The following is a 7943-nucleotide window of genomic DNA, read 5'->3' as shown; positions in this document are numbered from 1 at the left end:
GGTCCATCCGAAACTCACGCGTAAAAGCATTGATGGACCGGCGCCCCGCGGCGTCCCCTCCGCCTCACCTCCGCGCGCCAGCCGGAGAACGATGACGCGTGCCTGAAAGCCTCCCCCGTCATTGCGAGGAGCCCGCAGGGCGACGAAGCAACCCAGGGGGACCGGCGCAATCCCGGTCACAACGGAGAGACACACGCGCCTTGCCCCTGGATTGCTTCGTCGCTGCGCTCCTCGCAAGGACGGGAGTAGGCGCCCCGTCCCCACGGCCGTCATCCCCCGCCGGAGCCGCGAAGCGGCGGAGGGGAAGGGGAACCAGGGGCCGCGCGCCGGGCCTTTCCCGGTTCGCGCCAGCCATTGCGCGCCGCGCCAGCCCGGTTCGCCCCACTCGGGCTGCCCCGCGGCCAGCCGCCAAGGAGAGTTGCGCCGACGCCCCTGGATCCGCTTCCCGCGCCTGCGGCGCGCCGGGGATGACGGCGGAGGGACGCCGCATCACTTTCCAATGGAACTTCCGCCCCCGAAACCCCATGTATAGCGGGTGAAAACAGCCACAAAGACCCGGACCGAGACCTTGGCCAAAGACCCCCACGCCATGAAGGGCGGCGACCGCCTCCCCTCCAAGGAGGACCTGCTCGCCTTCATCCGCTCGGAGGCGGAAGGGGGGAACAAGGTCGGCAAGCGCGAGATCGCCCGTGCCTTCTCCATCAAGGGTGACGCTCGCGTCGCGCTCAAGGCGATGCTGAAGGACCTCAAGGACGACGGCGCCGTGAAGGGTCGCGGCAAGCGGTTGAGCAAGGCGGGCGCCCTGCCGCCCGTGGTGCTGGCCGACGTCACCGGCCGCGACCGTGACGGCGAACTTCTGGCGACGCCCGTCGAGTGGGACGAGGAGGAGCTCGGCCCCACCCCGCGCATCACCGTCCACCTGCCGCGCAAGCCCAAGCCCGGCCTGAAGATCCCCGGACCTGGCGACCGCCTCCTGCTGCGCGTCTCCGCCGACGAGTCCGGCGACGCCACGGCCTACGTCGGCCGCGTCGTGAAGGTGCTGGACCGGGCACAGGCCCAGGTCGTGGGCGTGTTCCGCTCGGTCCCGGGCGGCGGCGGCCGCCTCGCCCCCGTGGACAAGAAGGCGCTGGGCCGCGAGATCCCCATCCCGCCCGGCGACGAGAAGGACGCCGAGGACGGCGACCTCGTGTCCGTGTCGCTCACCAAGGTGGGCCGCTTCGGCGCCACCGTCGCCAAGGTGCGCGAGCGCCTGGGCTCGCTGAAGAGCGAGAAGGCCATCAGCATGGTGGCCATCCACACCCACGGCATCCCGCACGAGTTCCCGCAGGCCGTGCTCGACGAGGCCGAGCGGGTCCGCCCGGCGCAGCTCGGCGAGCGCGAGGACTGGCGCGACGTCCCGCTCATCACCATCGACCCGGCCGACGCCAAAGACCACGACGACGCCGTTCACGCCGAGCCGGACACGGACGAGAAGAACCCGGGCGGCTTCATCGTCCACGTCGCCATCGCCGACGTCGCCGCCTATGTGCGTCCGGACACGGCGATGGACCGCGAGGCGCTGGTGCGCGGCAACTCGGTCTATTTCCCCGACCGGGTCGTTCCGATGCTGCCGGAGCGCATCTCCAACGACCTCTGCTCCCTGCGCCCCCAGGAGGACCGCCCGGCGCTCGCCGTGCGGATCGTGCTCGGCGCGGACGGCCGCAAGATCCGCCACAGCTTCCACCGGGTGCTGATGCGCTCGGCCGCCAAGCTCTCCTACCAGCAGGCCCAGGCCGCGATTGACGGCGCCCCCGACCACACGACCGCGCCCCTGCTCGAGCCCATCCTGAAGCCGCTTTGGGCGGCCTACGCCTGCGCCACCAAGGCCCGCAACGAACGCGGCCCGCTGGAGCTCGACCTCCCGGAGCGCAAAATCATCCTCAACAAGGACGGCACGGTGGAGCGGGTGATCGTCCCCGAGCGGCTGGACGCCCACAAGCTGATCGAGGAGTTCATGATCCTCGCCAACGTGGCCGCGGCGGAGACCCTGGAGCAGAAGAAGACTCCCCTGCTCTACCGCGCCCACGACGAGCCGACGCTGGAGAAGATGCGCGGGCTTGGCGAGGTGCTGGCATCCATCGGCATCAAGCTCACCGCCCAGGGCGCCCTTCGGCCCGAGTTCTTCAACCGCATCCTGAAGCGGGTGGAAGGCTCCGAGCACCAGCCCCTCATCAACGAGGTGGTGCTGCGCTCCCAGGCCCAGGCCGAGTACACGGCCGAAAACTACGGCCATTTCGGCCTGAACCTCCGCCGCTACGCCCACTTCACCTCCCCCATCCGCCGCTACGCCGACCTGATCGTTCACCGCGCGCTCATTCGCGCGCTGCATGTCGGCAATGACGGCCTGCCGGATTCGACCATCCCCGACCTGCCCGAGATCGCGGCCAAGATCTCCGCCGCCGAGCGCCGCGCGATGGCGGCCGAGCGCGAAACGATCGACCGGCTCATCGCCCATTTCCTGGTGGACCAGGTCGGCGCCGAGTTCACCGGCCGCATCGCCGGCGTCACCCGCGCGGGCCTGTTCGTGAAGCTCGCCCACACGGGCGCGGACGGCTTCGTGCCCGCCTCGACGCTCGGCGCGGACTACTACCGCTACGACGAGGCCCTGCACGCGCTGGTCGGCGACCGCTCCGGCGAGACCTACCGCCTTGGCGACGAGGTGCAGGTGAAGCTGGTCGAGGCCGCGCCGCTGGCCGGCGCGCTGCGCTTCGAGATGCTGTCCGAGGGCCGCGAGGGAAGCGCCCGCGGCCGCCGGGGCCGCTCCGCACCGCGCCGCACGTTGCGCGCCAGTGAACGCCCTGAGGGCGAGCCCCGCCGCAAGGGCCGCGTGAAGGTTCGACGGTAATGGCCAAAGACGTGAGCGAGGCGCTGTCCATCCTGCACCGTCATCCCCGGCCGGAGCGACGCAGCCGCGGAGGGGAAGGGGATCCAGGGGCGGCGTTGCTGACCGTTTCCTGGCCCCCCTTCCCGGCCTGCTGCGCAGGCCGCCGGGAATGACAGCGAACTGGACCTACGCGCGAGCAATGTCCAAAGCGGAAGACCAGAGACCCCCGATGACGCACACCCATCACTACGGCGCCGCCGCTCCCGATCCCGACGCCCTCCCCCGTCGAGACCACTGGCTCGCCATCCGCCGCGGCCTCGCCGGGCGCTGCCCGCGTTGCGGCGAGGGCCGCCTGTTCCGCGCCTTTTTGAAGGTGGCGGACCGGTGCCAGGCCTGCGGCACGGAGTTCCACCACCACCGCGCCGACGACCTGCCCGCCTACATCACGATCAGCATCGTCGGCCATATCGTGGTGGGTGGCATGCTCTACGCCGAGATGTATGGCGACTGGCCCATCCTCTGGCACGTGATCGCCTGGCCCACGCTCACGATCCTCTTGTCCTTCGCGATCATTCAGCCCATCAAGGGGGCTATCGTCGGCCTGCAATGGGCCAACCGGATGCATGGGTTCAGCGCCACCCCGGACGGGGACGATCTCCCGGCGCTGCAGCCCCACAGAGACCAGGCCTGATGAGCGAAGCCCACGTCGTCACCCTCACCCAGGCCGAGCGCGAGCGGAAGTGGCCCAACGTTCGCCCGAAGGACGCGGCGACGCTGATCCTCATCGACCGGCAGGGCCCCTCCCCCAAGGTGCTGATGGGACGCCGCCACGCCGGCCACAAGTTCATGCCCGGCAAGTTCGTATTTCCGGGCGGCCGCATCGAACCCGGCGACCGCCGCATGGCCGCCGCCGGCGCGCTGGACGCCAAGGTGGAGGAGCGGCTGATGGCGCGCGTCCAGCGCCCCAGCCTGCAGCGCGCCCGCGCCCTGGCGCTCGCCGCCATCCGCGAGACGTTCGAGGAGACCGGCCTGCTGCTCGGCTCCAGGGACTACGGCGCTCCGGAGGAGACGCCCGAGGGACCCTGGTCCGAGTTCGCCGGCCACGGCGTGTTCCCAACGCTCGAGAACCTGCACTTCATCGCCCGCGCCATCACGCCGCCGCGCCGCCCCAAGCGCTTCGACACGCGATTCTTCGCAGCCGAGGCCGCTGACATCGCCCACAGGGTGGACGGCGTCGTCGGGCCCGACTCGGAGCTGGTCGAACTCGTCTGGGTGGACCTGGATGAGGCGCAGAGCCTCGACCTGCCGACCATCACGGGCGTGATCCTCAAGGAGCTCCAGGCCCGCCTCGACGGCGGCCTCGCCCCCTGGCTGCCCGTGCCCTTCTACTACGAGGTCCAGGGCAAGTTCCGCCGCGACGAGCTGTGAGCCCTTCTTGACATCCGCCCCGCGATGCGTAGGTTGCGCGCACGCAAGGCCGGTCCCGTGACCGGCCCGCTTATTTCATGGACACGGGTTGGATGGCGGGGAGCCCGAACGGGCTCGAAGCCGCGCCGACCAGACGCCGCGCCCGGCGGCAACAGGACGAAGGACGACCGCCATGGCCAAGGCGACCACCATCAAGATCAAGCTCGTGTCGAGCGCGGACACCGGTTTCTTCTACGTGACGAAGAAGAACTCGCGCACCATGACCGACAAGCTGACCAAGAAGAAGTACGACCCGGTCGCCAAGAAGCACGTCGAGTTCAAGGAAGCCAAGATCAAGTGAGTCGCGGGCGCTCCGGCGCCCCTCGCTTGAACGACGAAGCCGCCCTTTTGGGCGGCTTTTTTGTGTGCCTGCAACCTGCTCAGTTGCGCGACGGCGCCGCTGCTCCGTCGATGGCGAAAGCCATGGCGCTCTCGGCATGCAGGCGCGTGGTGTCGAAGACCGGAAAATCCACATCCCCTGCCCCGATCAGCATCGTGATCTCTGTGCAGCCGAGGATCACGCCGTCCACGCCTTCGCTGCGCCGCAGCCGATCGATCACGTCGAGATAGGCCGCCTTCGAATCGGGCGACACCACGCCGCGGCATAACTCCTCGTAGATGATGCGATGGACGAGCGCCCGGTCGGCCTCGTCCGGGATCACGCAATCGATCCCGTGGCGCTGCCGCAGGCGCTCTCGATAGAACGCCTGCTCCATGGTGAAGCGCGTGGCGAGCAGCAGCGGACGGGCGCACGCAGTCCTTCGGATGGCCTGCGCCGTTGCGTCGGCGATGTGGAGAACCGGGAGCCCTGAGGCCCGCTCGAGCTCCTCCGCCATCTTGTGCATGGTGTTGGTGCAGATCACGAGCGCCTCGGCCCCGCCCGCCTGAAGGCGCCTGGCCGCGTCGATCATGAGCGCAGTGGCCCCGTCCCAGTCGCCCTGGCTCTGACACTCGGCGATCTCGGCGAAGTCGAAGGACCAGAGCAGGACCTTTGCGGAATGCAGGCCGCCAAGCCGGTCGCGGGCGATCTCATTGAGATGGCGGTAGTAGAGGGCCGTACTCTCCCAGCTCATGCCGCCGATCAGCCCGAGTATCCGCATCGCTGGCCTCCATGGAGCGTTCATGGCCCATCGCTGCGCGGCGGCGGGCTGTCAAGTGTCGGAGGCTGATTCGAGGAGAAGGTGGCCGGCCGGAAATGGACCGCGAGGAGGCCACTCCGTCCATTTCCGCGCCGGCCGAACCCCACGGGACCCAGGAGATGCGGCGGACCTGAGCATTCCGAGGGGTAGACGTGACGAGGAAGCCACTAGCAAGCTGCGTCCTCGTTCCGTGAGGAGAGACTATCCAAAGGAGCGCGCTTGTCCACTCCCTGTTCGCAGGTGCGGCCGTTTACGCGCCGTTAAGGTAAAGGAAAACCCGTCCGGGCGGCCGGGAATCAGGCGGCCTGGTTGGTGATCACCCGGTTCCGCCCCTCTTCCTTGGCCCTGTAAAGCGCCTGATCCGCCCGCTTCACGAGCGAATCCGGGGTGTCGTCGAGGCGATCGAGAGAGGCGATGCCGATGGAGACCGTGACCGGAATGCTCGAACTTCCCTTGTGGATAGCGAACGGCTCCTGTCCTACCCGGGCCCGGATGCGCTCGGCCGCCGCCCGCGCTGTCTCCAGGGGCGTATTCGGCATCACCACCACGAGTTCCTCGCCGCCATAGCGTGCGACGAGGTCAGGCGAGCGCAGGCTCTTGCGGACCCGCTGAGCGAATTCCCGCAATACGTCGTCGCCGGCGTCATGCCCATAGGTGTCGTTGACGGACTTGAACTTGTCGATGTCCAGCACCAGCACCGAGAGCGGCCGGCCCCGGTTCTGCGCTTCGTCAACGAGCGCCCCAAAATGGCTGTCAAGGTAGCGCCTGTTGTGCAGGCCGGTCAGCGAATCGACGATCGCCAGCTCGATGGTGGCGTGCACCGTCTCGCGAAGACGGTCGGCGTAGCGCTTGCGGCGCACCTGGGTCCGCGCGCGAGCCAGCAGTTCGTTCCGGTCGATCGGCCGCACAAGGTAGTCGTTCACCCCGAGGTCGAGGCCGCGCAGGATGCGAGCATTATCTTCGGCTTCGGCGAGCATCAGGACGCCCAGGTGCCGGGTCGCCTCCACCGAGCGCAACTGGCTGCACAGGCGCAGCCCGTCGTAGTCGACGAGATCCAGCGAGACCACCACGAGATCCGGGGCCTCGGCCGCAGCGACGAAGAGCGCCTGCTGGGCGTTGGGCTCGAGCGTCACCGTATGCTGGTTCGACAGCGTCGAGACAAGGCGGTCGGCGGAGCCCGGCCGGTCGTCCACGATCAGGATGCGCCCGCCAAGCCCGGTATCGGCCACCGCCTGGACGAGCGGGTCCCCCATCCCGGCGTCCCGGGTCGTGGCGGCGCGGCTTCGCAGTTCATCGGTGATCGCCTTGAGGCGCACGAGGCTGCGCACGCGGGCGATCAGCGCGATCTCGTTCACCGGCTTGGTGAGGAAGTCGTCAGCCCCGGCCTCGAGGCCCTTGACCCTGTCGCTCGGCTGGTCGAGCGCCGTGACCATCACCACCGGTATATGCGCGGTGGCCGGATTGGCCTTGAGCCGGCGTGTGACCTCGAACCCGTCCATGCCCGGCATCATGACGTCGGTCAGGACGATGTCGCACAGGCCCTGGTCGCAGATCGTGATCGCATCCGGGCCGTTGCTGGCGGTCAGCACCTCGAAATATTCGGCGCTCAGACGCGCTTCCAGAAGCCTGACATTGGGTAAGAGGTCATCGACCACCAATACGCGCGCGGTCATTGAATGGCCCTCAGGCGTCGCCCAGGTAGATGCGCACTGTCTCGATGAACTTGCCGACGGAGATCGGCTTGGAAAGATAGGCTTCGCAGCCCTTGCGGCGGATCCGCTCCTCGTCGCCCTTCATGGCGAACGCCGTGATGGCGATGATCGGGATGGCCTTGAGATCGTCGTCGCTCTTGATCCACTGCATGACGTCCTCGCCGGAAACCTCCGGGAGTTGGATGTCCATGAGGATGAGGTCGGGCGTATGCTGCCGGGCCAGTTCGATGGCCTCGACTCCGCTCGACGTCTTGAGCGTGTGGTAGCCGTGCGCCTCCAGCAGATCGTTGAAGAGCTTCATGTTGAGCTCGTTGTCTTCAACGATCAAAACGGTTTTCGCCATTGGCATGTCCCTGGACGCCGTCCACAATCGGTCACGCCGGCGCCCGCCGCGTCCCGCAACGTTTCCGGTGTTATAGCCTCAACATGTTGATGAAACACAAACCCGGCCTCACGAGGGCGGCCCGACCGGGCCGCATGGACCGCGAATCGGCGGAGCGGATCGCCATCGAGGCGCTTGGCTTCCTCGCCTCCGATCCCGAGCGACTCGACCGCTTCATGGCCCTGACGGGTCTCACGCCCGACACGCTCCGCGGCGCCGCGGGAGAGCCTGGCTTCCTGCTCGCGGTGCTGGACCACCTCGTTTCCGACGAGTCGCTCCTGCTCACCTTCTCGGCCAATGCCGGCCAGCAGCCCGAGCAGGTTCTGGCCGCCCGAGACGTGCTTGCCGGTCCGAACGCCATGGGGCTGCGCGAGGGCTGA

8 protein-coding genes are annotated in these 7943 nt (G+C 68.5%); 5 read left to right on the top strand and 3 right to left on the bottom strand.

Going from position 1 to position 7943, the window contains the following annotated elements; all coding sequences use genetic code 11:
- Nucleotides 1-589: 589 nt before the first annotated feature.
- The 4 genes from rnr (at nt 590) to rpmG (ending at nt 4631) form a co-directional block, all read left to right on the top strand.
- Entirely contained in the window at nt 590-2884 is a 2295-nt protein-coding gene (rnr, locus tag SLNSH_RS21250) for a ribonuclease R (RefSeq protein WP_106339727.1), read from the top strand.
- Nucleotides 2885-3092: 208 nt separating this feature from the next.
- Complete coding sequence (locus SLNSH_RS21245) at nt 3093-3554, top strand: DUF983 domain-containing protein (protein WP_106339725.1); 462 nt, start codon at nt 3093-3095, stop codon at nt 3552-3554.
- A complete protein-coding gene (locus SLNSH_RS21240; RefSeq protein WP_106339723.1) occupies nt 3554-4291 on the top strand; it encodes an NUDIX hydrolase in 738 nt (245 codons plus the stop codon). The genes SLNSH_RS21245 and SLNSH_RS21240 overlap by 1 nt, the downstream gene beginning before the upstream one ends.
- A 172-nt stretch (nt 4292-4463) precedes the next feature.
- On the top strand, nt 4464-4631 hold the full coding sequence (rpmG, locus tag SLNSH_RS21235; RefSeq protein ID WP_106339721.1) for a 50S ribosomal protein L33: 168 nt from the start codon (nt 4464-4466) through the stop codon (nt 4629-4631).
- A gap of 79 nt (nt 4632-4710) precedes the next feature.
- Here the strand turns inward: rpmG and SLNSH_RS21230 are convergent, their stop codons facing one another.
- From SLNSH_RS21230 to SLNSH_RS21220, 3 genes are all read right to left on the bottom strand, one after another.
- Nucleotides 4711-5430 carry an aspartate/glutamate racemase family protein gene (locus SLNSH_RS21230; protein ID WP_106339719.1) on the bottom strand — a complete coding sequence of 240 codons (720 nt, stop codon included), beginning with the start codon at nt 5428-5430 and terminating at the stop codon, nt 4711-4713.
- Nucleotides 5431-5765: 335 nt separating this feature from the next.
- Entirely contained in the window at nt 5766-7142 is a 1377-nt protein-coding gene (locus SLNSH_RS21225; RefSeq protein ID WP_106339717.1) for a PleD family two-component system response regulator, read from the bottom strand.
- Nucleotides 7143-7152: 10 nt separating this feature from the next.
- Complete coding sequence (locus SLNSH_RS21220; RefSeq protein WP_106339715.1) at nt 7153-7524, bottom strand: response regulator; 372 nt, start codon at nt 7522-7524, stop codon at nt 7153-7155.
- Nucleotides 7525-7658: 134 nt separating this feature from the next.
- On the opposite strand from SLNSH_RS21220, the gene SLNSH_RS21215 reads away from it, so the two are divergent.
- Nucleotides 7659-7943 carry a DUF3572 domain-containing protein gene (locus SLNSH_RS21215; RefSeq protein ID WP_210202553.1) on the top strand — a complete coding sequence of 95 codons (285 nt, stop codon included), beginning with the start codon at nt 7659-7661 and terminating at the stop codon, nt 7941-7943.

This window comes from Alsobacter soli (genome assembly GCF_003004785.1).
GTDB lineage: Bacteria > Pseudomonadota > Alphaproteobacteria > Rhizobiales > Beijerinckiaceae > Alsobacter > Alsobacter soli.
This window is presented reverse-complemented; position numbering and strand designations above follow the sequence as displayed.

Bases quoted from the DNA above. Each gene is read 5' to 3' on its own strand.
- rnr (WP_106339727.1), top strand. From the start codon at position 590: ATGAAGGGCGGCGACCGCCTCCCCTCCAAGGAGGACCTGCTCGCCTTC.
- SLNSH_RS21245 (WP_106339725.1), top strand. From the start codon at position 3,093: ATGACGCACACCCATCACTACGGCGCCGCCGCTCCCGATCCCGACGCC.
- SLNSH_RS21240 (WP_106339723.1), top strand. From the start codon at position 3,554: ATGAGCGAAGCCCACGTCGTCACCCTCACCCAGGCCGAGCGCGAGCGG.
- rpmG (WP_106339721.1), top strand. From the start codon at position 4,464: ATGGCCAAGGCGACCACCATCAAGATCAAGCTCGTGTCGAGCGCGGAC.
- SLNSH_RS21230 (WP_106339719.1), bottom strand. From the start codon at position 5,430: ATGCGGATACTCGGGCTGATCGGCGGCATGAGCTGGGAGAGTACGGCC.
- SLNSH_RS21225 (WP_106339717.1), bottom strand. From the start codon at position 7,142: ATGACCGCGCGCGTATTGGTGGTCGATGACCTCTTACCCAATGTCAGG.
- SLNSH_RS21220 (WP_106339715.1), bottom strand. From the start codon at position 7,524: ATGGCGAAAACCGTTTTGATCGTTGAAGACAACGAGCTCAACATGAAG.
- SLNSH_RS21215 (WP_210202553.1), top strand. From the start codon at position 7,659: ATGGACCGCGAATCGGCGGAGCGGATCGCCATCGAGGCGCTTGGCTTC.